Source organism: Desulfacinum infernum DSM 9756 (assembly GCF_900129305.1).
Taxonomy (GTDB): domain Bacteria; phylum Desulfobacterota; class Syntrophobacteria; order Syntrophobacterales; family DSM-9756; genus Desulfacinum; species Desulfacinum infernum.
Genome location: NZ_FQVB01000021.1, coordinates 61,217 through 85,485, shown reverse-complemented (window position 1 = coordinate 85,485; position 24,269 = coordinate 61,217). Strand labels below are relative to the sequence as shown.

The window sequence follows — 24,269 nt, the reverse complement described above, 5'->3', positions numbered from 1 at the left end:
CCTGGAAGGGGTCTATCCGGGCGTGGATTTCCTGAGGGAAGTGAACCTGGGAAACCGCCTCTTCCTGGGAGACCGGGTGGCCGTGGTGGGCGGCGGCAACGTGGCCATGGACTGCGTGCGAACGGCCCTTCGGACGGGATCGAAGAAGCCTTTCATCGTCTACCGGCGAAGCCTGGAGGAGATGCCCGCCAACGAGGAGGAGATCGAGGAGTGCCACGAGGAGGGCATTGAGATCCACACGCTGGTGAATCCGGTTCGGATCCTGGGGGAAAACGGGAAGGTGAAGGCCATCGAGTGCGTGCGCATGGAGCTGGGGGAACCCGACGCCAGCGGGCGGCGCCGCCCCGTGCCCGTGGAAGGGTCCAACTTCATAATGGAAGTGGACGCGGTGATCCCGGCCATCGGGCAGGAATCGGACTGGGCGTGCCTCACCCCGGAATGCGCCTGCAGCCTGAGCGACTGGCGGACCCTCCAGGTGGATCCGGTGACGCTCCAGTCGGACGATCCGGACATCTTCGCGGGAGGCGATGCGGTGACGGGTCCGGCCACGGTGATCGAGGCCATCGCGGCCGGAAAGGAAGCGGCCGTTTCCATCCACCGTTTCATCCAAGGCGAGGACCTCCGGGAGGGCCGGGAGAAGACCTGGGAGCCGGTCCAAGACGTGCCCACGGAAGGCTATGACCGGATCCCGCGGGAGCGCATGCCCCGGCTTTCGCCCGAAGAGCGGCTGGGGAACTTCAACGAGGTGCAGCTGGGGTTCACGGAAGAGCAGGTGCGGCGGGAAGCGGCGAGGTGTCTCGACTGCGGGGTCTGTTCCGAGTGCTACCGGTGCGTGGACGCGTGTCTGGCCGATGCGGTGGTCCATGAGGATGCGGCCAGGGAACGGGAGCTGGAGGTGGGGGCGATTGTTCTCGCTCCGGGCTTCAAGCCCTTCGATCCGGCCGTCTACGACACCTACGCCTACACCCGCCTTCCCAACGTCCTGACGGCCATGGAGTTCGAGCGGCTCCTTTCGGCCTCGGGGCCCACCATGGGCCACGTGGTGCGCCCTTCGGACGAGAAGGAGCCGAAAAAGATCGCCTGGCTCCAGTGCGTGGGCTCGCGGGACATCCACCACTGCGACCACGCGTATTGTTCCGGGGTGTGCTGCATGTACGCCATCAAGGAGGCGGTGATCGCCAAGGAGCATGCGGGAAGGGACCTGGAGGCGACGATCTTTTTCATGGACATGCGCACCCACGGGAAGGACTTCGAGCGCTACTACAACCGGGCGAGGGAAGAGCACGGGGTGCGGTTCATCCGCTCGCGGGTGCACAGCATCGAGGAGGTGCCCGGAACGGGCGGGGATCTGGAGATCCACTACGTGGACGAGGAGGGTCGGATCACCTCGGAGGTGTTCGACCTGGTGGTGCTCTCGGTGGGGCTGGAGACGCCCGAGGAGGCCAAGAGGCTGGCCGAGCGGCTGGACGTGCGGTTGAACGATCACCTGTTTGCCGAGCATTCGTCCTTTGAGCCGGTGGCCAGTTCCCGGCCCGGGATCTATGTGTGCGGGGCCTTCCAGGGCCCCAAGGACATCCCCCAGTCCGTCATGGAGGCTTCCGCTGCCGCTGCCGCCGCCGGAGCCGCTCTGGCGCCGGCGCGCCACAGCCGGACCCGTGTGCCCCAAAAGCCCGCCGAAAGGGACGTGTCCCGGGAATCCCCCCGCATCGGGGTTTTCGTCTGCCACTGCGGCATCAACATCGGCGGCGTGGTGGACGTGGCCCGGGTGGCGGACTATGCGCGAAGCCTCCCCCACGTGGTCCACGTGGAAGACAACCTCTTCACCTGCTCCCAGGACACCCAGGTGCGCATGACCCAGGTGATCCATGAAAATAGACTCAATCGGATCGTGGTGGCCGCCTGTTCTCCCAGGACGCATGAGGCCCTCTTCCGGGAGACCCTGGCCCAGGCGGGTCTGAACAAGTACCTGCTGGAGATGGCCAACATCCGCAACCTGGATTCCTGGGTGCACGGTGAGGAAAAGGAGGAAGCCACCCGCAAGGCTCAGGACATGGTGCGCATGGCGGTGGCCAAGGCGACCCTGCTCATGCCGCTTCAGGACACCGCCTTTCCCGTGGTTCCGGCGGCCCTCGTGGTCGGAGCCGGCGTGGCGGGCATGACGGCCGCCCTCAACCTGGCGGCCCACGGCTACCCGGTGCACCTGGTGGAAAAGAAAGGGGATCCGGGGGGAACGGCCCTCCGGCTTTACAAGACGTGGCGCGGGGAGCCCGTTTCGGATTTCGTGGACCGGCTGAAAAAAGAGGTGCTCGACAACCCGAAGATTCAACTGCACCTCAACGCCGCCGTTACCGAAGCCGAAGGCTTCGTGGGGAACTTCCGCACGACGATCCGGGAAAACGGAGCCACCCGAACCCTCGATCACGGGGTCCTCATTATCGCCACGGGGGCGCGGGAGCAAAAACCCGCAGAATACCTCTATGGCGAAGATCCCGCCGTCGTCACCAACCTGGAACTGGACGAACGGCTGAGAAGCGACGAGGAGACGCTCAGGAGCCTTTCCACGGCGACCTTCATCCAGTGCGTGGGTTCCCGGGACGAAGACCACCCCTACTGTTCCAGGGTCTGCTGCAGTCACACGATCCGAAACGCCCTGGAACTGAAGGCCCTAAACCCGGAGATGCGAATCTTTGTGATCTACCGGGACATGAGAACCTTCGGCCTTCAGGAAGAGGCCTATCAGGAGGCCCGCCGGGCCGGCGTGCTCTTTTTCCGCTACGACCCGGACCACAAGCCGCGGGTAAGCCGCCAGGACGGGGCTTTGACCGTCCAGGTGCGCGATCCGATCCTCGGACGCATGGTGGAATGGCAAACGGATTTGCTGTGCCTGGCCGCCGGCGCCGCGGCGGCGGACAACCGGGATCTGGCCCGCATCTACAAGCTCCCGCTCGACAAAGACGGCTGGTTCCAGGAAGCGCACCAGAAGCTGCGGCCCGTCGATTTTTCGACGGAAGGGATCTTCCTGTGCGGCATGGCCCACTATCCCAAGGCCCTGGAAGAGAGCGTGGCCCAAGCCCTGGCCGCTTCCGCCAAGGCCTTGGGCGTCCTCACCCGGGATACGGTCACCGTGGGAGGCATCATCAGTCGGATCGATCCGGAACGGTGCACGGGCTGCGGCCTCTGTCTGGAGATTTGTCCCTTCGGAGCCATCCAACGGGACGACACCACGGAGACCGCCCGCGTTAATCCGGCCCTGTGCAAGGGTTGCGGCGCCTGCGCCGCCGCCTGCCCCGCGGAAGCCCCCGAGGTGCAAGGGTTCACTCACAGGCAGATGGTCGCCCAGATCAAGGCCGCCCTGGCCGCCTGAGCGGCCACCGGCACCCCGACGACGACCCACATGGAGAAAAGGCATGAAAGAGAAAGCTTTTCGGCCGAAAATCCTGGCTTTTTTGTGCAACTGGTGCGCCTACGGGGCCGCGGATCTGGCGGGGGTGAGCCGATTGAGATACCCGGCCCACATCCGCCCCATTCGCGTCTTGTGCTCGGCCTCGGTCTCTCCCCACCATCTGCTTCGGGCCTTCCAGAGCGGCGCGGACGGGATCCTGGTGGGAGGCTGACACCTGGGCGATTGCCATTACCGGTTCGGTAATCACATCACCCTGAAGAGGATCCGGTTTCTGCAGGATCTGCTGGCGTTTGTGGGGTTGGAAGGGCGGCTGCGGCTGGAGTGGATCTCTTCGGCCGAGGCGCAGAAATTCGCCAAGGTGGTTTGGGACTTCACCGAACAGATCCGAGCCATGGGCCCCAGTCCCATCACGGTGAGAAGAAGACTCATGGAGGAGGCGCAAAGGATTCCGCCGGAGCCGAAGACCGCGGACCGCGTGCTGGAAGCGGGGAGCGGAGCCCGGGTGAGTCCTGAAACGTCTCTCCTTTGGGAAGGCATGGGAGGTTGCGATGCGTAAGACCGTTCAACAATGGCTGGAAGAAGGCATCGTGGACCTCTTTCTGGGATACCGAGCCGTGGAAGGTCATCCCATCCCCTGGGTCTTCCGGAAGGACGCCCTGCATGAGCTGGAAGCGTTCCGGGAAGGTCCTTACCGCTACCCCCTGGAAAAGCTCGCCGTGGAGATCCTTCGGGAAGACCCCCGCGTCCGGCTGGGCCTGCTGGCGCGTTCATGCACGGAAAGGGCCGTGACCGTCCTTCAGGCCTTGCACGCCTTGGACCGGGAACGGCTCATTCTCTTGCAGGAACCCTGCTGCCCTTCCCCCCTCCATCGGGGGGTGGTGTGCTCATCCCTTGCCGGCCCCGAAAACGGGTCGCAAAAACGCCGAGACGGCATCCCGCGCGGGCGCCCCCTGGAGGAACTGGAAACCTGGGAGGCCGATGAGCGCTTTTCCCGCTGGATGCATGAATTGGAAAAGTGTCTCAAATGCTACGGCTGCCGGGATGTGTGCCCCGTGTGCTTCTGTGACCAATGCACTCTGCAGGACCCGGAATTGTTCGAGACGGGAAGCCTGCCTGCGGAAGCCCCGCACTTTCATCTGGTACGAGCGGTTCATATGGCGGGCCGTTGTGTCGATTGCGGGCTGTGTGAAGAGGCCTGCCCCGTGGATATCCCCCTTCGGACCTTGTACCGGAAGGTGGGCGCCCTGGTTCGCGACCTGTACGGCTATGTACCGGGCCATGAGCCGGTTCCCCTCCTCTGGGGCCCGCTGGGGGACGGCGAACTGGAGCGCCTGGTTGCGGGCGAACGATCCCGGGAGATGGTCTGGGAGGCTGTCCGACGATGTTCCGGATGACCGTTTTTTCCGTAGCGCAGCCCTTTAGGGCTGCGGATGGACCTTCAGGCGTCGGATAGGCTGTCGAGTACTGCCTGGCACTTCAAGGGGTTACGATGGCTCTATCCCGCGGGGCTGAAGCCCCGCGGCTACAAAAGGAACGGAACTCCCCTGCATCTTGAGCAGGAAAGCGATTCTCGGACAAGCTCTTAGAGGACCGGGCATGGAGGAAGCTCATGGATTACAAACTTGTTCCATCCGTTTGTCCCTACTGCGGTACCGGATGCGGGATTCTTTACAAGGTCCTGAACGACAGGATCACGGGCGTTCTGCCTCTGAAGAGCCATCCGGTCAATGAGGGGAAGCTGTGCATCAAGGGCTGGAACGCCCATGCCTACGTGCACCACCCCCTTCGGCTCAAAGCGCCCCTCCTGAAAACCGAAGGGCGGTTCCACAAGGTGAGCTGGGATCGCGCCATCCGGACCACGGCGGACAGACTCGGGGACATCCGGGAAAAGCACGGACCGGACGCCATCGGAGTGCTCGTGTCGGCCAAGATCACCAACGAGGAAAACTTCCTGGCCCAGAAATTCGCCCGGACCGCGCTGGGGACCAACAACATCGACCATTGCGCCAGGCTTTGACATTCCTCCACGGTGGTAGGTCTTGCCGCCGCATTCGGAAGTGGAGCCATGACCAATTCCATCGCCGAAATGGAAGAGAGCGCGTGCCTTTTCGTGATCGGCTCCAACACCACGGAATGCCACCCGCTCATCGCCACGCGGGTTCTGCGGGCCCGGGAAAAGGGGGCGGCCCTGGTGGTGGCCGACCCCCGAAGGATCCATCTGGGCCTTTATGCCGACGTGGCGGTCCAACACCGGCTGGGCACGGACATCGCCCTGTTGAACGGCATGATGTATCACATCCTGGTGAACAACTGGCACGATGCGGCCTACATCCGGGCGAGGACCGAAGGTTTCCAGGAGTTTTCGGAATCGGTGCTCGCCTACACTCCGGAGCGGGTGGAGGCCCTGACGGGAGTCCCCGCCGGAGCGGTCGAAGAAATGGCCCGGCTCTACGCCAAGAGCAAACCGGCTTCCATCCTCTACGCCATGGGGATCACCCAGCACACCACCGGCGTGGACAACGTGAAGGCGGTCTGCAACCTGGCGCTTCTCTGCGGCAACGTGGGCGTTCGCGGCGGCGGCGTCAATCCCCTGCGGGGCCAGAACAACGTGCAGGGCGCCTGTGACATGGGGGGACTTCCCAACGTCCTGCCGGGCTATCAGCCGGTAACCGACGCGGAGGTGCGGGGCCGCTTCGCCGAGGCCTGGGGCGTTCCCATCCCTCCCCAGCCCGGTCTCACCATCACCGAAATGGCCCAGGCCATGATGGACGGCAAGTTGAAAGCCCTTTACGTGATCGGCGAAAACCCGCGCCTGAGTGACCCCGACTGGAACCACCTGCGCCATGCCATGAAACGACTGGAATTCCTGGTAGTGCAGGACATCTTCCTTTCCGAAACGGCCCAGGTGGCCGACGTGGTGCTGGCTGCAGCCTCCTGCGCGGAAAAGGACGGCACCTTCACCAATTCCGAACGCCGCTGCCTTCGGATCCGACAGGCCGTGGAGCCCGTGGGGGAGAGCCTGCCGGATTGGCGCATCTTCTGCCTTCTCTCCCAGGCCATGGGCGTCCCCATGGACTACAACGGTCCCCATGAGATCATGGACGAGATCGCCTCGCTCGCCCCCAAGCTCTACGGCGGCATTCGCTATGATCGGCTGGGTATCGACGGCATCCAGTGGCCTTGTCCCGCACCGGATCACCCCGGCACGCCGTTTCTCCACAAGGACCGCTTCTCTCGGGGCTTGGGGAAATTCCATGCCGTGGAGCACCGGGATCCGGCGGAATTGCCGTCCGCAGAGACCCCGTTTCAGCTCACCACCGGGCGGATGTTCGCCCACTACCACACGGGGACCATGACGCGCATCTCCCAACGCCTGGACGCGGAGCAAAGGGAGGGCTACGTGGAGATCCATCCGGAAGACGCCCGGGAACTGGGCATCCGGGAAGGGGAGCTCGTCCGGGTCTCCTCGCGGCGGGGGGAAATGGAAGCGCCGGCACGCCTCACGCGGCGGGTCCGCCGCGGAACGATCTTCGTTCCCATCCACTTTGGAGAGAGTCCCGCCAACATTCTGACCAGTGCAGAGGCCTTTGATCCGTTGGCGAAGATCCCCGAGTTCAAGGTAAGTGCCGTGGCGGTGTCCAAGGCTTTGCAGTGAGGGGCGCTCGGCCCGGCCAGCAGGCCGATAAAGCCCATTGATCTTAAAGAGAACCGCGAATGGACCCGAACGGACGGCAAAGGCCGGGAATGGGGTGTGGGAGTGGCGGGCCGCTCGACGAGAAAAGGTTCAGTCCCAGCATTCTAGGGCAAGCTCCCGGGAACGGTCGCCGCCAATAGGTACTTCTTCGGGCGAATCAAGCGATGGAAGTTTTTGGCAGCTGATTTTGAGGGTGTTTCGGGTCTCGGGCGTCACCCGAACCCGATGGTCCAGGCGTCGGCCCGCGATCCAACAGATCTTTTGGAGGTCGGTTACGATGGGCACAAGGGCCCTTTCGCTTTTGGGAACCTTGGCGTCCACAAGGAGATCGTGCACCTTCTTGGTCCCCTCCATGCCCAAGGGTCGAAACCGGTCTCCCGGCTGGAAGGACCGAACTTGCAGGGGCCACGCCACGGCATCGGCATCCATGTAGGCCGTCCAGGGTCCGCATTCCCGGATCTTGCGTTCCCGGCCCGGACCGGGCGGCGGGAGATCTTTCGCCCGCGTCAGTCGGATCCGCCACGGCCCCCACGTGTACTCACCGGGCCCCTCCACCCGAAGGGGCTCCGGGAGCGGCGCTTCGCCAGGAAAAGGCGCTTCCCCGGCGGAGGCCACCACCACGCGGTTTCCTTCAACGGCCACCCGAACCCCCTTGGGCAGCACCACCGCCCGGCCCGACTGGGAGTCCGTCACCAGGCGTTGGACGTTTTCCACGTGTTCCATGGAAAGGCCCCAGCTCAAGCCCACATGTTCCAGAGCCTTGCGAAGGATTCGACCGCGCACGGCGGGGTGCTCCCGGGCCACGATGCGCCGATCCAGCACCACCCTCCCTGCCGTTGCTTCCAGAGCGCACCGGTCCCACAAGGATGCCAGAACGGACCGCCAATAGTCCGCATCCCGGGCGGCCAGTTCCGCATGGCGGCAGAGAAGCGCCCGCACATCCGCCTGGAAAATCCTTTCCAATGCGGGAAGGACCTGCAACCGCAACCGGTTGCGCCGGCAGATGGGTTCCCGATTGGTGGCATCCTCCCGGAAGCCCCGTCCCTTGTCTTCCAGATAGGCCAGCACATCCCGGCGGGACGCCCAAAGGATCGGGCGCACCACCCCTTCCGGTGTCTTGGGCCTCATGGCGGCAAGGCCCTCCGGTCCCGTCCCTCGAAGGAGGCGAAGCAGCACCTCTTCGGCCTGATCATCCGCCGTGTGTCCCACGGCCAGCCGATGCGCCCCCAGTCGTTCCCTCTCGGCAAAGAGAAAACGTCGGCGGCACTCCCGGGCGGCCATTTCCAGGGAAAGGCCCCGCCCTTGCCTTTTTCTGTAGGCCTCCACATCCTCCCGGCCGGAGACGAAAAAGCACCCGGCGCGCCGGGCTTCTTCGGCCACGAACCTTTCATCCGCATCCGCATCGGAACCCCGAAGCCCGTGATGGAAGTGCGCCACCACCAGCCGCTCGTATCCCAGAAGATGCCGGAGAGCCAGCAGGGCACAAAAAAGCGCCGTGGAGTCCGGCCCTCCCGAAACGGCGACAAGGATCGTTTCGCCGGGGAGGCACAGGCCATGGCGCTGGATGTGGGCGGCGGTTTCCTTCTCGAAGGGATGGAGACGGTCCATCAGGTGTTGAGATCCGGCGACGGCGAAGAGGGCAGGCTTTCCCTCGGCGATGCCGGAGGCGGCGGCTCCGTTCGGGCTTCCAGCAACGGGACGGCGTCCTTCCACTTCCTGCCGCGAACCAGGAGCTTCCCGTCCCGGTTGATCACCGTGTTGTCTTCCAGGATGACGAGCCCGTAGCGCTCGGCCACCTCGCTTTTGTACTGGTACTCCATGGAGCGCTTGCGCAGCTTGTAGTTGAGGACCAAATAGACCAAAGCGAAGAAGGCCGCCAGACCCAGGATGGCCCCTCCCGCCATGAGAAGGAGCTGTACCGTCTGTTCCCCCACGCGGCCCGCGATGTCCAGGACCACGTCCAGGTTGTAGACCAGCCCGATACCGGCGGCCAGCACCACCAGAAGACCCAGGTAGGGGAGCTTCTGCAGCCAGTTCACGGCGGCGGCGACCCCACGGGTTTCCCCGTAGTCCTTTCCGCCGTACGTCCCGGCCGGATCTTCAGCGCCGTCGCCTTCTCCAGCCCCATGCCCGCCGAAATAGCGGTTGAATCCCACCACGATGGTGCCGATGAGAAACGTCACCGCCACGGGAGCCAGAAAAGCCACAAGAAAGTAGACCTTCCAGGGAAAGGGGATCTCCACCGGTCCGAAACGGTCGTAGCCTCGGGTTCCCAACTGATAGATCCAGCAGCCCACGAAAATGGCCACTTCCAGCCAAGCCAGGAAGATCAGATACTTTCGGAAAAGTTCCTTGCGTTCCAAGTCATCGAAAAGCGCCGCGATGCCTCCGGACGCCTTCCTGCCGTTCTTGTCGCTCGTGCCCATGGGTGTCTTCACTCGAACCTCGGATGCCTTGCTGGGAACTCACACCATTATGGGCACCTTATCAAAGGGGCGCAAACAGGGTCAACTTGGAATCCCCAAAGCCCTTGGGCAAAAGGAGGCATCTGTGTTAAGAGGGCGCTGGTAAGCAGCCTGGGCAGAAAAACCATATGAAACAGGAGAAGGAGAATCGGATATGAACGGAAGCGCCGTCTTTGAAACCCGTTTTCCCAACCTGACACTGCGTTCCCGGGGCAAGGTGCGGGACATCTACGACCTGGGGGACTCTCTTCTCATCGTCGCCACGGACCGGATTTCGGCCTTCGACGTGGTCATGCCCACGCCCATTCCCGACAAGGGGAAGATCCTCACCCAGGTATCCGCCTTCTGGTTCGACTTTTTCAAGGACCTGGTCCCCAACCACCTCATCGAAACGGACGCCACCCGGTTTCCCGACGTGTGCCGTCCCTACGAGAAGGACCTGGCCGGCCGGAGCATGTGGGTGCGCAAGGCGGAACCTCTTCCGGTGGAATGCATCGTCCGCGGCTATCTGGTGGGATCGGGCTGGAAGGACTATCAGAAGACCGGAGCGGTGTGCGGCATCCGCCTCCCCGAAGGGCTTCAACTGGCCCAGCAGCTTCCGGAACCCATCTTCACGCCGTCCACCAAGGCCGAAAAGGGTGCCCACGACGAAAACATCAGCTTCGACCAGATGGCTCGCCTCATCGGAAAGGATCTCGCCGAAAAGGTGCGGGATCTCACGCTGGCCATCTATCAAAAGGGAGCCGCCCACGCCCGTGAACGGGGCATCATCCTGGCCGACACCAAACTGGAATTCGGCCTTCTGGACGGGCAACTCATCCTGATCGACGAAGTGCTCACCCCCGACTCCAGCCGGTTCTGGCCCGCCGACCGCTATCAGGTGGGATCCAACCCGGAAAGCTTCGACAAGCAATACCTCCGCGACTACCTGGTGGCCTCGGGCTGGAAGGACGGGCGACCGGCGCCGGAGCTGCCCGACGAGGTGGTGGCCAACACCCGGGCCCGGTACCTGGAGGCCCTGGAGCGGCTCACGGGGAAAGGATTGGAGGGTTAGAGGATTAAGGATTAAAGAGGTAAAGGGATAAAGAACGAAGAAATGGGAGCGTGGCGGTCATGGAACTGGAATGGAAGACGGTGCGGCTGGAGGACGTGGATTTCCAGGACACGGCCTTTGCCATTCCCGGTTTCAAGGACGATGCCGCTCTCTTCCGATCGCTGAACACCTTGGGGCTCATCCACCCGCTGGTGGTCTGGGAAAGGGAATCCGGCCGATTCGTTCTGGTGGACGGTTTCCGGAGGATGGAGTGGTTGCGCCGAAGCGGTGTGGAGGAAACCCGGTTCTTGGTCTATCCGCCCCAAACCCCGGAAGCACGGATCCTCAAGGGGCGCCTGGAGGATAAGATCTTCCGGGGGAATCTCAACCTGGCCGAAAAGGTGCAAATCGCCGCCCGGTACGCACCCCTCGCTTCCGGGCAGGAGCTTCGCCGCAGGATTTTTCCTGCACTGGGTCTGTCATCGAAGGACGATGCGGTGTCGCGTTGGATCCAGGTGGGCCGATGGCCGGCCCACCACAGGGAGCTTCTCGCCCGGGAAGTGGTCTCGGAAAGGGCGGCCTATCTGCTGGCCTCCTGGAACGATCGGGACCGGGATGCCGCGTTGGCCCTTCTGGATGCCCTGCGCTGCAGCGCATCCATCCAGATGGAAATCCTGGAGCGGATCCGGGAGGTGGCCGTGCGTGACGGTTGCCCGCTCCACGAACTGTTCCGACGGGAGGAACTGGCCGCGGTGACGGACTCTCCCGAACTGAACCGCCGGGAAAAGACCGCCCGCGTCAGGGACCTGGTGGCCCGATGGCGCTACCCCAGGCTCCACCGGAAGACCCAGGCCCTCCGGGAACGAATCGAGGAGGCCCGACTGCCCGAAACGACCGTGCTCGCGCCTCCACCGCACCTGGAAGGCGACAGATGGGAACTGCGCCTAAGTTTCAGGAACCCCGAAGATCTGGAAGCCCAGATTGCATGGGCGAAGGATTTTTGCCGTTCTCCGAGGATGCAGGCCATCTGGGACGAATTTGAAGAGACCTCGACCCACGGGGTTGTGCGGAAATGACCCATCTCCATGGAACGATTCTCCCTCAGGGTGCGGCCATGAAGGGCGGGCGTAAAGCCAGCCTCTATCGAAGGTAGATGGACCTGTTGAGTAGGGGCGGGGTTTATCCCCGCCCGCTGATTGCGCGGTGATCATGAAACCCAATGAAAAAACCGGGCCGTTCAGGACCCAGTTGCCCATCCGCACGGTCTTGGTGGAAAAGGCGGTCCGCCGAAGCCCCCTGGTCCAAAGGCTCCGGGAGCGGCTGCCCCACGCCCGGTTCCAGGAAGTGGATTCCGTCCCGCCGGCTTCCTCCCGGGTTCGGGACCTCCTGGAGGTGGTGCACTTCAAGGGCCGGTTCTGGAGGCCATGCCCCGGAACCCGCGTTTATGATTGCTGCGGTTACCAGATTCTTCACTTCGGCACCCAGTGCACCATCGACTGTACCTATTGCATCCTTCAGGCCTACCTGGACCAGCCCAACCTGAGGCTTTTCGGAAACATCGACGATCTGCTCCGTGAGGTGGAAGAAACGCTGGCTCAAAACCCCGAGCGGCTCCACCGGGTGGGAACCGGAGAGTTCACCGATTCCCTGCTGCTGGACCCCTGGACGGGCCTCTCCCGGGACCTGGTGCCGCTGTTCGCCCGCCACCCCAATGCCGTCCTGGAACTCAAGACCAAGACCGCCCACGTGGACCAGCTCAAAGACCTGCCCCACGGCGGACACACCCTCATCTCCTGGTCCCTGAACGCCGAAGACGTGATCCGCCGGGAGGAACCCAGGGCCGCGTCTCTGACGGCACGCCTGGAAGCCGCCCGAAAATGCGCTCAGTGGGGCTACTACCTGGGATTCCACTTCGATCCCCTGATCGACTACCCCGGTTGGCGCGACGGATACCGTCGAACCCTGGAGGCCCTTTTCCGCGCCGTGGATCCTTCCCGGGTGGTGTGGATCAGCCTGGGGGCCTTTCGCTTCATGCCGGAACTGAAGGCCATTATCGCCAAGAACCACCCTCGCACGCGCATCACCACTGGGGAGTTCATCCGCGGGCTGGACGGAAAACTTCGCTATTTTCGAGACATCCGACTGGAACTCTACGCCGAGATGGTGAAGGCCCTGCGCGCCTGGGATCCGGACCTGTGCGTCTACCTGTGCATGGAAGGGCCGTGGATATGGAGGAAAGTCTTGGGCTTTGAACCCGCGGAGAGAGGAGGGCTACCCAGGATATTGGACGACGCCGTGAGAATGCGGATGGGCGTCATGGGAGGAGTGACGAGTGGCGGGTGATGAGTGACGAGGAGAAAGGGTCGTGGGAAGGGGTGAGTTGTGAGATGGACTGAGCGGGAAAAGGAAATGGTGCGGGCGTGGAGCGCCCATGTGACGGGTCCCGTCCGTCTGACCGTGGAAACGACTCTGAATGAGAGAAGCCCGGATCTGGTGGATTTCGCCCGAGAGCTGGCCCGCATGGTTCCCGGAGTGACGGTGGAGGTTTCCGAAAGGGAGCTCCCCGACCTTCCGGCGATCCTGGTGGGTTCCGGATGGATCTTTCATGGAGTCCCGGCCGGAGCCGAACTGAGGCCCTTTCTGGAAATCTTGGCCCTCAGCGCCCAGAAGACGCCGCCGGCCGCTCCCCCGGACCTGCTTCCCTTGCTGGAATCCTTGGAAAGCCCCAGGGAACTGACCCTCTACATCACTCCCCAGTGTCCCCATTGCGCCCACACGCTTTTCGATCTGGCTCCCCTGCCCTTCGCATCCCCCCGCTTGATCGTTCGGGTGATCGATGCCGCCCTCTTCCCTGAAGAAGCCCGTTCTTTGGAGATTCGCGCCGTGCCGACCCTTCTGTATGGGGACGATTTCCGATGGACGGGGCGCGTGAAGATCCGGGAAGTGCTGGAGGTGGTCTGCCGCCAGGACCGCGGAGAGCTGTCGGCGGCGGCCACCATCCGCCTCCTCAAGGAAGGAAAGGCCCAAGAGGTGGCCCGCCTCATGGGTCGATCCGAACACGCGTGGAAGGACTTCCCCCATGTTCTCACCCATCCGGAATGGTCGGTGAGACTGGGCGCCCTGGTGGTCCTGGAGGATCTGGCGGAAGCGCATCCGGACCTGGCCCGATCCTATCTTTTGCCCCTCTGGGAGCGCATGGAAACGGCTTCGGAATCGGTTCAGGGGGACATTCTCTACGCCGTCGGGCTGGCGGGCGACCGGTCCTGGATAAGGGTCTTGGAAAGGTGGCTGGAAGAACACGCCCCCGGCCCCGATCTGGCGGACGTTGCCCGGGAAGCCATGGAAAAACTTGGTTCCGTAAACCGTGATCCGTAAATCGTGAATCGTGAATCGTGAGGCGTGGAGGGCGGGAGGCGGTCTCCCCCCTTTTCCAAAGGGGGGTCGGGGGAGATTGAATCACGGATTACGGATCACGAAAAAGTTGGGGCCTCCGGTGTGTCCGAAGGCCCCTCGGTGCGAGGTTCCGCTTCCACTGCCGCATCCTTTCCGCTGGATGTGCCGCTCCTATGCGACGGCCCCCATCAGGAGGTTTTCCAAGGCCTCCCGTTGCGCTGCGTACTCACTGGTAAACAAAGGGGGGCACGCTTTTAGTTCGATGTCCTTTTTGGCCAGCCGAGCGGCAAAAGCCATGCACGTGGGTTCCCCACATTCCTTGCAGTTGGTCTTGGGAAGGTTTTTAAGAATTTCGACCACGTTAAGCTTCATGCTTGCCACCTCCTTCCTTCGTGGATTGGAAGATCCGGCGGCACATCCTACCGCCGGTTTTCCCCATTGGAGGTTTCATGTCATGGAGCGTGCGATCGAACGGGAACAGAGATAGGGCGGATGCCGATCGGTACGAGTGCACTACCTATAAGTCTGAACCTCACAGAAACATTAACCATCCGTCACGGGCCTGGTCAAGCCGGCACTACTTCAATCAACTCAGGAGGCTCTCCGAGAATGCTTTTACAGATCACGAGGCCGGGGAACTTCTGTTTTTTCGTAGCCGCGGGGCTTCGGCCCCGCGGGAAGGCCCATAGCAATCCCATGAAGTGACAGGAAATACCCCATAACCGTTAAACGTCCGGGGGTTCTTCCGCAGCCCTAAAGGGCTGCGTTACGGGGAAAACGGTCATCCATGGCGATTTCGGGCAACCTCCTAAGGTGGAACGGGCTCAGGAACGGAAAAACTCCCCACTGGGAAGGGGTCGGCTTCGGCGCGTGCAGGACGCAATTTCCCCTTTTTCCAGAGGGGGCCAGGGGGAATTGGAAGGCCATACAGCCTATCCCTCCGTGGGCTTCGCCCGAAACTTATCGGCCCGGATATTGAACCGCCGCATCACCTGCTGGAGCGCCTGCCGCTCCAGGCCGCACATCCTGGCCGCCTGGGTCACGTTGCCGTCCGTCATGGACAGGAGCCTTTCGATGTAGGCGGTGTTGAAGCGCCGGAGCACCTCTTCCTTGGCCTCCCGGTAGGGCAGGTCGTGGATGGCCTCCTCCCCCAGGAGGCTGCAGGGAAGGCTCCCATCGGAAAACCCCACGTGTTCCGGCAGGATCTCTTCGCCCGGGGCGAAAAGGATGCCCCGCATGATGGTGTTCTCCAGTTCCCGCACATTGCCTTCCCAGTCGTGTCGCAGAAAGAGATCCATGAGTTCCGGGGAGACGGTCTTGGAGGGACGGTTCAGTTCTTTTCCGTGGATTTTCAGGAAGTGGTCCACCAGGAGCGGAATGTCCTCGCGGCGTTCCCGCAGCGGCGGCATCTCGATGGGCACCACGTTCAGGCGGTAGTAGAGATCTTCCCGGAATTCGCCCGTGCGCATCTTTTCCTGAAGGTTTCGGTTGGTGGAGGCCACCACCCGAACGTCCACCCGAATGTCCTTGGTGTCCCCCAGAGGCTTGATGGTCTTTTCCTGGAGCACCCGGAGCAGCTTGGTCTGAATGCTGGTGGAGATGTCGCCGATTTCGTCGAGGAAGAGGGTGCCGCGGTGCGCCTCCTGGAAAAGTCCCATCTTGTTCTGGGTCGCGTGGGTGAACGCCCCCTTGCGGTAGCCGAAGAGCTCACTTTCCAGGATGTTTTCCGGCACCGTGGGGCAGTTGACCGCCACAAAGGGCCCGTCCTTTCGCCGGCTCAGGTTGTGGATCGCCCGGGCCACAAGATCCTTTCCCGTCCCCGACTCGCCCGTGATGAGCACCGTGAGGTCGGAATCGGCCACCATCTGAAGGGCGTCGAAAACCCGCTGCATGGCGGGGCTTTTGCCAACGATGTTCTGGAACGATTTCTCGCCCTTGAGTCGTCGCTGCAGGTGGAGGTTTTCCCGGATGAGGCGGCTGCGTTCCAGGGCCTTCTCCACGGAAAAGACCAGCGCGTCATGATCGAAGGGCTTGGTGATGAAGTCGTAGGCCCCCTTGCGCATGGCCTGAACCGCCAGTTCGATGCAGCCGTGGGCGGTCATCATGATCACGGTGAGCCAGGGGTAATCGGCCCGAATCCGCTCCAGCACGTCCAGCCCGTCCATGCCGGGCATCTTCATGTCCAGGAGAACCAGGTCCACCGTTTCTTCCTGGAGCGCCTGCATGGCCTGCTCGCCGGAAGTGGCGGTCAGAACCTCACAATCCAGATCCCTCGGCAGCGTCCGGGTCAGAAGCCGGAGCAGGTCCGGTTCGTCGTCCACCACCAGGATGCGCTCCTTGAACTGTAGCTCTTGGTCATTCATCGTCATCATGCCGTTCACCAGGGGCACCCTCGCCCCGGGAGTCGGTCGTCGTTCCGCTGCGACCGCTCCCATACCTCGATCCGTCCCTCCAATGGAAAGGACTCATTTGCCTCTATTCGCGTTCATCCGCGGTTCTCTCTCACTTCAACGGTCAGCACGGTGCCTGACCTCGAAAGATGAAACGCACCCTTGCGTTCCCTTTCCCAGGGCGAATGATTATTCGCCCCTACAAGCCGTTCCCACGAACGGAACGAGGCCGCGTTTCATGTAAAGGTTTGCGCTACGACGGAAGTCCCCATCTTCCCTCCGTCAGGGACGCTGCCAGACGGTCTAGGAGGCTGTCCGAAAACTCCCTCAACCGTCACTCCCGCGCAAGCGGGAGTCCATAATTTGCTGAAAATTCTGGATCCCTGCTTCCGCGGGGATGACGATTGGGCGTTGAATGACGGAAATCAGTCATTCTCGGACAGGCTCCTAGGTGCCCGCGTTCTCTTCATCCTCGTTTTCCACGGGCAGCACCACCGTGAAGGTGGATCCCTCCCCCACCTGGCTCTCCACCAGGATGTCTCCGGCGTGGTTCTTGACGATGCCGTAGCTCACCGAAAGCCCCAGGCCGGTTCCCTCGCCGGTGCCCTTGGTGGTGAAGAAGGGATCGAAGATCCGGGGCAGATCCCCGGGCTTGATGCCGCATCCGTTGTCGCGGACGGCCACCCGGATTTGTCTGCGCCCGGGATCGAAGCGGGTCTCCACGCGGATCCACCCGTCTTTGCCGATGGCCTGCTTGGCGTTCATGATGAGGTTCATGAAGACCTGGCGCATCTTATCCTTGTCCAAGACCAGGAGAGGAACGGCTGGATCGAAATCCTTTTCCACCTGGATCTGGTCCAGCTCCAGGTTGTGGCGCACCACGCTCAGAACTTCCTCGATGGTTTCATGAAGGCTGGCCGTTTCCTTCTTGGTGTGGGCACGCCGCGAAAAGCTCAGCAGGTCCTCCACGATGGTCTTGCACGTCCGGGAATGCCTTTCAATGGTCTTGAGATCCTCGTAACGCTCGGTTCCCTCCGGCTCCTCGCGGATGAGCAGCTGCGTGTAGCCCAGGATGATCCCCAGGGGGTTGTTGATCTCGTGGGCGATTCCGGCCGCAAGCTGCCCGATGGACGCCAGCTTGTCCGCCTGCAGGAGCTGCTGCTGCATGGCCTTGCGCTGGGAAATATCCTTGACCACGAAGTGGAAGATCTCCGTCTTGCGGCTCACTTCGCATTCGCTGGCCGCGCTCAGAAGGACATTCACCTCCCGGCCGTCGGCGGCCACCAGATCCACTTCCGCATCGCTCACGTAGCAGTCCCGAAGGATCCTCTCGCGGAGTCGATCCCAGTCCTCGCGGCGGGCGAAGAAGCTGCCGAAATCGGGCAGCGCGGATTCCCGCCCCGTCAGATGGTGCGGAATGCCCAGCATCTCCCGCCCCGCCGGATTGATGTCCAAGAGGGTCCCGCCGGCATCCACCACGGCGATCATGTCCCGGGACACCTCGAAGATCCTGCGGTATTTGCCCTCCGAACGGGCCAGTTCCTGGGTGCGCTCCAGCACCAGGTCCTCCAGGTGCTTGTTCATGAAAAGGAGCTTCTCATGGGCTTCCTGGAGTGCTTCCTTGTCGCGGAGCACCTGCTGGTACACCCGCCAGATGCGCTCGAAAAAGAGCGTGACCGCCCCCACCACGCAAAAGGTGATGGTGTTGATGGACCCGCTATAGGGCCGCAGTGCTGCCCAGATGTCCGGGCGGTCTCCCAGGATCAGGAGCTCCTTGGCGATGTGCCCCACGCCTCGGGAGACGGCGAAGGCCGTGAGGGCGTGGGAGACCATCAGCAGGTAGGTCCACACCACGTTTTCCCGATCCTGGCTGCGCAGTTGGAAAGACAAGCGCACGCACAGGATCGAAAAGACGATCATGAGCGCCGATCCCAGCAGATCCACCAGCAATACGGGCCAGAAAGGAAGTTGCATCAGCCGTTTTCGCTCCTGGGAAACCGATACCCGGTGCGGATCAGTTCACGCAGGGAAAGATAGAGAAACAGAATGGCCGGCACGCAGAGCAGATGATCCATCTTGCCCAGATAGAAGGCCCAGGTGAGCCACTCCCGGCCGGGAAAGGGCTGGAGGGCGGCCTGCAAGGTCCCCTTGGAAAAGGTGAGAAACAGATCCTCCCGCCCTTCCAGATGGTGGACGAACATGGTATCCAGATTCCATAGAATGAAAAAGATCGCCGCATATTGCAGGTAGCGCCATCCCCGGTGCTGCGTCAGATGCCGTTCCCGCAGCCAGTAGACCAGAATTCCCATGGAGACGAGAAAGAAGGCGTGAGCCAGCTGGTGTGCGTAAAGACCTTCCGGTTCGGCGTGCACCTGGGTGGCCCAAACGGCGCGGGGCACCACCACCAATAAAAGGCCCAGGAAAAGGGCAAACCTTTTCCTTCGGCCAAAAATTGTCGGGCCCTTCTTCATACATGTGGCCTTCTTCCACATTATCACAACATATCCTTTGTTTTCAGAGCCTTGTGTCGCACAACCTGCTTCCGGCCTCCTGCCAGCGGCGTAGAGTGCGACGCTTTCCAGCCGGTCCAATTCCTGGAAAGATGCCGCAATACGAATCTAAGCCATTGATTCAACAGCACATACCGAATGACTGACCGATTCGGCACGCCCCTTGCCTTTACCTTAGGACGGACAAAAGGTCAATGGCGTGAACCGGACCGGCGAAAGTCGATCCCTCCTTCTCAAAAAGCCACGGAGAACGGACACCCCGAACAGGAGGCGGTCATGAAAAAGAAGAGCAAAGTGCATGGATTCAACTTCGTGCAGGAAGAGTGCATCTGGATGCGCTCGGGCATCGTGGCCTTCAAGCGCTGCGAGAACGCCTTCGACTGCACCACCTGCGCCTTCGACAAGGCCATGAGCGCCGCCATCCAAACCGGCAGGGAAAAGGCGGGGCGAAAGGTCCGGCCTTTTCGTGAGGAATCCAAGGAACGAAGCTACATGGAGCGGGTCTGCCGGCACATGCTCACCGGACGGGTGGCGGTTCGAAAATGCGGAAACGACTTTCGCTGCGACGTGTGCGAATTCGATCAGATGCTGGAAGACGTGGATGCCATCCATCCCATGGGCGCGGTGCCCATCGTGACGGTGGCGGGCTACCGGTATTCGGACAGCTACTACTATCACCTGGGCCATGCCTGGGCGCGGGTGGAATACGGCGGCCGGGTACGTGTGGGTCTGGACGATTTCGGCTGGAAGCTGGTGGGACGGGCGGATGCAGTGGAAGTTCCCGGTCCCGGAAACCGCGTGCGGCAGGAAAAGGAGGGCTTCACCCTCCACCGGGAATCCAACACGGCCCATGTGCTCAGTCCGGTGGACGGCACGGTGCTGGCGGTCAACGTGGATTCCTTGCACGACCCGCGCCTGGCCCACGACGACCCCTACGTGAACGGGTGGCTCTACCTGGTGGAACCGGAGGCCCTGAAGAAAAATCTGGAGCCCCTTTATTTCGGCGAGATGGGAAAGGAATGGCTCTACGGCGAGGCCGAGCGGCTCCTTCAGATCGTCATGGGGGATGCGGCCGCCATGGCGGCCACGGGATCTCCGCCCGTGGACGACGTCTATGGGCAGGTGCCCGAGGTGGGCTGGGACCGGCTCGTTCGGGAATTCTTCCGCACCTGACCGTTCCTGAACCGGTTTTGAACATCTTCTGAACATTTTCCACTGCAGGGGGCGCACGCGAGTGCGCCCTTTTTGTATGAAACGCATCCATACTCCGTCCAGGCGCGCGGGATGTAGGGGCGAATAATCATTCGCCCTAATCTGAGCGATTTTTTCTTCGGGTGTCTCTTACACCGCGTGATTAGCGGGCGGGGATAAACCCCGCCCCTACCCAATGGGTCCGGGGCTTTTTGTAGGGGCGGGCTTTACGCCCGCCCTTCAGGAGCTGTCCATTAGAAGGAACCGTCCAATTCAGGTTCGCCTCTACCGTGGCCTGCCTCGGAAAAGCACGTTTCGCCCTTGGTTTGTGGGAACGAGAACCGCGAATGAACGCCAATAGACGCAAATGGAAATGCGCGGGGGTGTGAGAGATCTTTTCGCAGCCCTGAAGGGCTGCGCTACAAGAAAAACGGTCATCCCCAGCGTTTTCAGACAAGCGCCTAGATCTTCAGGTCGTTTCGGACGGCGGACCACAGGTTGAGGCAGGAGCGGCACAGGCGCCGGTTCAGCCGGTCCAGGGCGGGCGTGCTGGTCACGGCCTGCATGAGGCACCCGGCGTGGCGGCAGTGGGTCAGGCCGAAGGTGTGGAGCAGTTCGTGGAGCACCACTTTGGCCGCGCGATCCCAAAAAAGTTCCCGCGAGGGGGATACGCCGTCCTCGGGCAGCTCCAACCGGTAGAGCGAAACCACGGCGGTGCGGCCGGAAAGGTGCGCTTCCCCGTAAACATGGGTGAAGATGGGCAGGTAGAGATCCTTTCCCACGACCGCCACTACGCGAAGGGCTTCCGGAGCCAGGGACTGGGCCGCTTCCAGGACCTGTCCCGCGTGAAATTGACGGCGCATCCCGTCGTAGGCCTCCGGGGGGAGCTCCCAGGCGTCGTGAACTCCCACCACCAGGCCGGTGAAGTCCGTGATGGTTCGGGCCAGTGTGAGCACGGTTTGCGGGCTCACCTTCCGGCATGGGACAAGAGCCACCCCGCCGTGAATCTTCATGGATGTTCAGTCGTTGTGGAAAGGTTGTCGATACGTGTTCAAATCCGGCTCATGCCCGTTGAGGAAATGTTCATTAACCTCCGGCGTGCGTTCATGGACGGTTCAAAACCTGTTCAAAACCGCGCCAAGGCCTCACTTGCGAACGCGCCGGACGCTGCCCCTCGGACGGCCCCGCCCCCGGGTGCACGTGATCCCGTAATACTGCACCTTCTTGTGCAGAGTGGAGCGGTGAATCCCCAGGATTTCCGCCGCCCGGGAGATGTTTCCGGCCTGACTTTGGAGAACCCGCTCGATGTGCCGCCGTTCCACCTCCTCCAGGGTCATGTCGGCGGACGGAAGGGGAGGCGGAGTCTGAAGGAAGGCCAGATCGTCCACCCCGATCCTTCTTTTCTTGGCCAGCACCACGGCGCGTTCCATGGCGTTTTGCAGCTCGCGCACGTTGCCGGGCCAGGAATAGGACTTGAGCAGTTCCAGGGCTTCCCGGCTGATGGCGTCCACCTGCTTGTTGGTTTCCCGGCTGTAGCGCTTCAGGAAGTGGGTGGCCAGCAGGGGAATGTCGTCCACACGCTCCCTCAGGGGCGGCACGTGAATGGAGATCACGTTGAGACGGTAGAAGAGATCGGACCGGAAACGGCCTTCGCCGATGGCCTTGGAAAGATCGCGGTTGGTGGCGGCGATGACGCGAAAGTCCACCTGGATGGGCTTTTCTCCGCCCACCCGGAAAAACCGCTTTTCGTCCAGCACCCGAAGGAGATCCACCTGCATGCGAGGTGAGATCTCTCCGATTTCGTCCAGGAACAGGGTACCGCCGTGGCACAGTTCCAGACGGCCTTTGCGCGCCTGGGTGGCCCCGGTGAAGGCGCCCTTTTCGTGGCCGAAGAGCTCGCTTTCCAGCAAATGCTCCGGAAAGGCACCGCAGTTGACCGCCACGAAGGGCGCATCGGCCCGCGGGCTCACGGCATGGATGGCCTTGGCCACCATCTCCTTGCCGGTCCCCGTCTCTCCGGTGATGAGCACCGGGGAATCCGTAGGGGCCACGTCCCGGATCATGGCGAAGATCCGCTCCATGGCCCGGGATCGGCCCACCAGGTTCTCGAAGCGGACCATGCTGGAGACCTGCTCCCGGAGAAGGACGTTTTCGTCCATGAGCTCCTTCACGTGCAGGAGCCGTGCGATGAGCGGGTCCAGAAGATCCGGGTCCAGGGGCTTGAGCAGGTAGTCGCTGGCCCCTTCCTTCATGGCTTCCACGGCCGATTCGATGGAGGCGTAGGCGGTCATCATGACCACCAGGGTGCCGGGATATTCTTCCTTGATGCGGCGCAGCACCTCCAGGCCGTTCATGCCCGGCATCATGATGTCCAGAAAGACAATGTCGTAGGCCCGGTCGGCGAGTTTCTCCAAGGCCTCTTCGCCGGAAGACGCCCCTTCCGCTTCGTAGCCCGACTTTTCGAACCAGACCCGCAGAGATTCCTGCACCGAGAATTCATCGTCCACTATGAGTATGCTCGGGCCTCGCGTCATGCATCCTCCCTATCTGCCGGCAGCGGGAAAGAGCACCCGAAACAAGGTGCCCTTCCCCACCCGGCTTTCCACCTCGATTTCGCCGCGATGTTCCTTGATGATTCCATACACCACGGCGAGCCCCAGACCCACGCCCTTGTCATGGCTCTTGGTGGAAAAGAACGGTTCAAAGATCTTTTGCAGATGTTCTTCCGGAATGCCGCAGCCGGTGTCTTCCACCTCCACCGCCACTTGCCCCGAGTCGGCCTGGAACCGGGTGCGGATCCACAGGTCGTCGCCTTCCGGCATGGCCTCCATGGCGTTGAAGACCAGGTTCATGAGGGTTTGCTGGATCTGATTGAGATCCCCCGGGATGGTGGGAAGATCGTCCGCCGGTTCCAGGTGCAGCCGGATCTTTTGAAGTTCCATCTTGTGCTGCAGCAGGATCACGATCCGTTTCGTCACGTCGTTGATCTGCACCGGGCGGCGCACCAGCGGCTGATGGCGGGAAAAACTGAGGAGGTTCGTGACGATGTCGCCGCACCTCTTGGATTCCCCCGCCACCATTTCCAGAAACTTTTCCATTTCGGCCAGGTCTTCCGGTCCCATGGAGCCTTGGGCCCGTTTGACCATGCGCAGCATCACCTTGGCGAAGGTGTGGATGGCCGCCAGGGGATTGTTGATTTCATGGACGGCGCTGGCCACCAACTTTCCCAGGGCGATCATCTTGTCTTCGTGCACCAGCCGCGCCAGGTCCTCCTTGATCTGGCGGGTTTTCTCCTCCACCTGTCTTTCCAAGGCCGTGCTGATGTCCCGCCAGATTTCCAGCACCAGCACCACCTCTCCCCGCTCGTCCGTGAGCGGGTAGGCCAGCACGTCGTAGTACCGGGTTCGGGTCTCACTGGTATGGTGTTCGTGGATGGTATGGGCCGATGTCCTGAGGGACAGGGCGTCGTCCAAAGGACAGGCGTGGTGCGGGCCGCGGCACGGTTCGGGGCTGCGGTGGCTCACTTCGTGGCAGCGCTTGCCGATCACCTCAGCCCGGCTCATGCCCACCGAATCGAACAGAGCATCGTTGGCATCCACGATGGTTCGGTCCGGGCTCAACACCATGATGGGATCGCGCACCACCTGCAGGAGCTGCTTCAGGTACCTTTCCGTGAACTGGATCCGCCGTTCCCGGTTTTCCAGTTCCGCCTCGAAGCAGACCAGATCCTCGCAGATTCGGGACATGGCCAGATCCAGCACCCGCAGGTCGGGCGGCTTGTGGCGCAAGAGATCGTGCAGGAGGGCTTCGTTTCCCGTGAGTTCGATGACCAGGTCCAACTGGGGCAGATCGAAAAAGTCCATGTAGTTGGTGGTGGTATAGATGCCCCTTTGCCTGGCCCGCACGTATCCCGGAGCCTCCGGGTTGATGTCGGCCACGGCCACCACTTCGGCCTGCAGATGGCGCAGCCGCCCCTCCTCCAGGAGGGACAGGATCCGTTCGCAGCGCCGGCCGCCCCCGATAATGCCGATCTTGAGCATCTCAACCCTCCCGGAAGCCCGCCCCCGTACCCGTCTGAATGTGAAGCCCTCGCGGAGGCCCCGTCCTGCCGGCATCCCTTGGGGCAATCCCCCCCCGACCCCCCTTTGAAAGAGGGGGGAGCCCCGTCACCCGTCACTCATCACTCATCA

17 protein-coding genes and 1 pseudogene are annotated in these 24,269 nt (G+C 62.4%); 9 read left to right on the top strand and 9 right to left on the bottom strand.

Translation table 11 applies throughout. From position 1 onward, the window contains the following. From BUB04_RS11495 to fdhF, 4 genes and pseudogenes are all read left to right on the top strand, one after another. A partial coding sequence (locus BUB04_RS11495; RefSeq protein ID WP_073039605.1) for an FAD-dependent oxidoreductase occupies nucleotides 1–3,364 on the top strand: 3,364 nt, incomplete at its 5' end. A 43-nt stretch (nucleotides 3,365–3,407) separates the two neighbouring features. Then, nucleotides 3,408–3,812: pseudogene (locus BUB04_RS18785) on the top strand (hydrogenase iron-sulfur subunit); the annotation flags it as partial. A 139-nt stretch (nucleotides 3,813–3,951) separates the two neighbouring features. Continuing rightward, entirely contained in the window at nucleotides 3,952–4,797 is an 846-nt protein-coding gene (locus BUB04_RS11480; protein ID WP_073039599.1) for a 4Fe-4S binding protein, read from the top strand. 215 nt (nucleotides 4,798–5,012) lie between these two features. Continuing rightward, complete coding sequence (gene fdhF, locus BUB04_RS11475) at nucleotides 5,013–7,058, top strand: formate dehydrogenase subunit alpha (RefSeq protein WP_084076429.1); 2,046 nt, start codon at nucleotides 5,013–5,015, stop codon at nucleotides 7,056–7,058. Between the two features lie 129 nt (nucleotides 7,059–7,187). Here fdhF and tilS read toward each other — a convergent pair whose 3' ends face one another. Together tilS and BUB04_RS11465 are read right to left on the bottom strand one after the other, a co-directional pair. Then, nucleotides 7,188–8,705, bottom strand: coding sequence for a tRNA lysidine(34) synthetase TilS (gene tilS, locus BUB04_RS11470; RefSeq protein ID WP_073039597.1), 1,518 nt, complete (start codon nucleotides 8,703–8,705; stop codon nucleotides 7,188–7,190). Next, the gene (locus tag BUB04_RS11465; protein ID WP_178371975.1) at nucleotides 8,705–9,535 is read right to left on the bottom strand and encodes a hypothetical protein; all 831 of its coding nucleotides are present in this window, start codon (nucleotides 9,533–9,535) and stop codon (nucleotides 8,705–8,707) included. Before BUB04_RS11465 ends, tilS begins: the two co-directional genes overlap by 1 nt. Nucleotides 9,536–9,716: 181 nt before the next feature. On the opposite strand from BUB04_RS11465, the gene BUB04_RS11460 reads away from it, so the two are divergent. The 4 genes from BUB04_RS11460 to BUB04_RS11445 all read left to right on the top strand — a co-directional run bounded on the left by BUB04_RS11460 (nucleotide 9,717) and on the right by BUB04_RS11445 (nucleotide 13,970). Continuing rightward, on the top strand, nucleotides 9,717–10,616 hold the full coding sequence (locus BUB04_RS11460; protein WP_073039593.1) for a phosphoribosylaminoimidazolesuccinocarboxamide synthase: 900 nt from the start codon (nucleotides 9,717–9,719) through the stop codon (nucleotides 10,614–10,616). 59 nt (nucleotides 10,617–10,675) lie between these two features. After that, nucleotides 10,676–11,671 carry a ParB/Srx family N-terminal domain-containing protein gene (locus BUB04_RS11455; protein ID WP_143156455.1) on the top strand — a complete coding sequence of 332 codons (996 nt, stop codon included), beginning with the start codon at nucleotides 10,676–10,678 and terminating at the stop codon, nucleotides 11,669–11,671. Between the two features lie 133 nt (nucleotides 11,672–11,804). Beyond that, on the top strand, nucleotides 11,805–12,938 hold the full coding sequence (locus BUB04_RS11450) for an SPL family radical SAM protein (protein ID WP_073039628.1): 1,134 nt from the start codon (nucleotides 11,805–11,807) through the stop codon (nucleotides 12,936–12,938). 39 nt (nucleotides 12,939–12,977) lie between these two features. Further along, a complete protein-coding gene (locus BUB04_RS11445) occupies nucleotides 12,978–13,970 on the top strand; it encodes a hypothetical protein (RefSeq protein ID WP_143156454.1) in 993 nt (330 codons plus the stop codon). A 189-nt stretch (nucleotides 13,971–14,159) separates the two neighbouring features. Here BUB04_RS11445 and BUB04_RS11440 read toward each other — a convergent pair whose 3' ends face one another. The 4 genes from BUB04_RS11440 to BUB04_RS11425 all read right to left on the bottom strand — a co-directional run bounded on the left by BUB04_RS11440 (nucleotide 14,160) and on the right by BUB04_RS11425 (nucleotide 18,849). Next, entirely contained in the window at nucleotides 14,160–14,360 is a 201-nt protein-coding gene (locus tag BUB04_RS11440) for a (Fe-S)-binding protein (protein WP_073039588.1), read from the bottom strand. Between the two features lie 560 nt (nucleotides 14,361–14,920). Next, nucleotides 14,921–16,360, bottom strand: a complete 1,440-nt coding sequence (locus tag BUB04_RS11435; RefSeq protein WP_245795176.1) for a sigma-54-dependent transcriptional regulator — start codon at nucleotides 16,358–16,360, stop codon at nucleotides 14,921–14,923. Between the two features lie 465 nt (nucleotides 16,361–16,825). Next, nucleotides 16,826–18,352, bottom strand: coding sequence for a two-component system sensor histidine kinase NtrB (locus BUB04_RS11430; RefSeq protein WP_073039586.1), 1,527 nt, complete (start codon nucleotides 18,350–18,352; stop codon nucleotides 16,826–16,828). Further along, nucleotides 18,352–18,849: a hypothetical protein gene (locus BUB04_RS11425; RefSeq protein ID WP_073039624.1), complete on the bottom strand. Its 498-nt coding sequence runs from the start codon at nucleotides 18,847–18,849 to the stop codon at nucleotides 18,352–18,354. Before BUB04_RS11425 ends, BUB04_RS11430 begins: the two co-directional genes overlap by 1 nt. 315 nt (nucleotides 18,850–19,164) lie before the next feature. On the opposite strand from BUB04_RS11425, the gene BUB04_RS11420 reads away from it, so the two are divergent. Continuing rightward, the gene (locus BUB04_RS11420) at nucleotides 19,165–20,061 is read left to right on the top strand and encodes a glycine cleavage system protein H (RefSeq protein ID WP_073039584.1); all 897 of its coding nucleotides are present in this window, start codon (nucleotides 19,165–19,167) and stop codon (nucleotides 20,059–20,061) included. Between the two features lie 479 nt (nucleotides 20,062–20,540). On the opposite strand, the gene BUB04_RS11415 is transcribed toward BUB04_RS11420, so the two are convergent. The 3 genes from BUB04_RS11415 to BUB04_RS11405 all read right to left on the bottom strand — a co-directional run bounded on the left by BUB04_RS11415 (nucleotide 20,541) and on the right by BUB04_RS11405 (nucleotide 24,119). Then, nucleotides 20,541–21,092, bottom strand: a complete 552-nt coding sequence (locus BUB04_RS11415) for an archaemetzincin (protein WP_084076425.1) — start codon at nucleotides 21,090–21,092, stop codon at nucleotides 20,541–20,543. A 132-nt stretch (nucleotides 21,093–21,224) separates the two neighbouring features. After that, nucleotides 21,225–22,613: a sigma-54-dependent transcriptional regulator gene (locus BUB04_RS11410; RefSeq protein ID WP_073039582.1), complete on the bottom strand. Its 1,389-nt coding sequence runs from the start codon at nucleotides 22,611–22,613 to the stop codon at nucleotides 21,225–21,227. Between the two features lie 9 nt (nucleotides 22,614–22,622). After that, a complete protein-coding gene (locus BUB04_RS11405) occupies nucleotides 22,623–24,119 on the bottom strand; it encodes an ATP-binding protein (protein ID WP_073039580.1) in 1,497 nt (498 codons plus the stop codon). Nucleotides 24,120–24,269 lie beyond the last annotated feature (150 nt).

What these genes read in the sequence shown, in the direction of transcription:
- BUB04_RS11480 (WP_073039599.1), top strand. Translation starts at nt 3,952, where the DNA reads ATGCGTAAGACCGTTCAACAATGGCTGGAAGAAGGCATCGTGGACCTC.
- tilS (WP_073039597.1), bottom strand. Translation starts at nt 8,705, where the DNA reads ATGGACCGTCTCCATCCCTTCGAGAAGGAAACCGCCGCCCACATCCAG.
- BUB04_RS11460 (WP_073039593.1), top strand. Translation starts at nt 9,717, where the DNA reads ATGAACGGAAGCGCCGTCTTTGAAACCCGTTTTCCCAACCTGACACTG.
- BUB04_RS11455 (WP_143156455.1), top strand. Translation starts at nt 10,676, where the DNA reads ATGGAACTGGAATGGAAGACGGTGCGGCTGGAGGACGTGGATTTCCAG.
- BUB04_RS11450 (WP_073039628.1), top strand. Translation starts at nt 11,805, where the DNA reads ATGAAACCCAATGAAAAAACCGGGCCGTTCAGGACCCAGTTGCCCATC.
- BUB04_RS11440 (WP_073039588.1), bottom strand. Translation starts at nt 14,360, where the DNA reads ATGAAGCTTAACGTGGTCGAAATTCTTAAAAACCTTCCCAAGACCAAC.
- BUB04_RS11435 (WP_245795176.1), bottom strand. Translation starts at nt 16,360, where the DNA reads ATGATGACGATGAATGACCAAGAGCTACAGTTCAAGGAGCGCATCCTG.
- BUB04_RS11430 (WP_073039586.1), bottom strand. Translation starts at nt 18,352, where the DNA reads ATGCAACTTCCTTTCTGGCCCGTATTGCTGGTGGATCTGCTGGGATCG.
- BUB04_RS11425 (WP_073039624.1), bottom strand. Translation starts at nt 18,849, where the DNA reads ATGAAGAAGGGCCCGACAATTTTTGGCCGAAGGAAAAGGTTTGCCCTT.
- BUB04_RS11420 (WP_073039584.1), top strand. Translation starts at nt 19,165, where the DNA reads ATGAAAAAGAAGAGCAAAGTGCATGGATTCAACTTCGTGCAGGAAGAG.
- BUB04_RS11415 (WP_084076425.1), bottom strand. Translation starts at nt 21,092, where the DNA reads ATGAAGATTCACGGCGGGGTGGCTCTTGTCCCATGCCGGAAGGTGAGC.
- BUB04_RS11410 (WP_073039582.1), bottom strand. Translation starts at nt 22,613, where the DNA reads ATGACGCGAGGCCCGAGCATACTCATAGTGGACGATGAATTCTCGGTG.
- BUB04_RS11405 (WP_073039580.1), bottom strand. Translation starts at nt 24,119, where the DNA reads ATGCTCAAGATCGGCATTATCGGGGGCGGCCGGCGCTGCGAACGGATC.